The 1049-nt window shown below is 67.1% G+C and carries 1 pseudogene; it reads left to right on the top strand.

What is annotated here, in order from left to right:
* The first annotated feature begins 46 nt into the window (after window positions 1-46).
* Window positions 47-1026 (top strand): annotated as a pseudogene (locus ACZ6ZT_RS35225) (IS5 family transposase).
* Window positions 1027-1049 lie beyond the last annotated feature (23 nt).

Consider the following 1049-nt stretch of genomic DNA (forward strand, 5'->3'; position numbering starts at 1 on the left):
TGGGTTCCGCTCTCTTCGCGGGGTGGAATCCGGTAGGACTGGGGTTGTGACACGCAGGCAACTCACCCATGCCCAGTGGAAGTTCATCGAGCCGTACCTGCCGATCGGTAGGTACGGGCCTTACCCGGAGCGGCTGCGGGAGCAGTTCGAGGGAGTGATCTGGCGGTTCCGCTCCAGTGGGCAGTGGCGCGAGATGCCTGCCGAGTTCGGCCCATGGGCCACCGTCTACGGACGCTTCCGCGTCTGGCGGGACGCCGGTGTCTTCACGGCCCTGCTGGAAGGCCTGATCGCCGAGGGTGCCCGGGTGGGCAGAACGGACTTGTCGCTGGTCAGCGTGGACTCCACCACGGTCCGCGCTCACCACGATGCCGCAGGGATGCGGGTCAGCAAGCACCTCATGAAGGCCCTGGAAGAAGCCGCGCAGGAGCAGGAGGCAGCCCGGCAAAAGGGGGCGGCACGGAGGAACAGAACGGACAGGATGAACGCCGGCGCATCCGGCGCAGACGCAGGCTCCGTCTGAAGGAAGCCCTGCTCGGCAGGTCCCGGGGCGGGCTCACGAGCAAGATTCATCTCGCCTCGGACCGCCGGTGTCGTCCGCTCGCGCTGGTCCTGACTGCCGGGCAGGCCGGGGACAACCCGCAGTTCGTCCCCGTGCTCGCGAAGGTGAGAGTCCGGCTGCCGGTCGGCCGTCCCCGCACAACGCCCGACGCGGTCGCCGCGGACAAGGCGTACTCGTCCCGCGGCAACCGCGCCTACCTGCGCAAACGCGGAATCAAGGCCGTCATCCCAGAAAAGAAGGACCAGGCCGCCAACCGCAAGAAGAAGGGCACACAAGGCGGCCGACCCATCAGCCACGACGCCGACCTCTACAAGGAACGGAACACCGTCGAGCGCCTGATCAACAAGCTGAAAGCCTGGCGAGGCATCGCCACCCGCTACGACAAAACCCCGGACAGCTACCTCGCCGGCCTCCACCTACGCGCCGCCATGATCTGGATCGACGACCTCCTCAAAGCCGCCGACTGATCGCAACCTCACACAGGCCCTAG

The sequence above is a fragment of the Streptomyces sp. NPDC102258 genome, assembly GCF_055584685.1.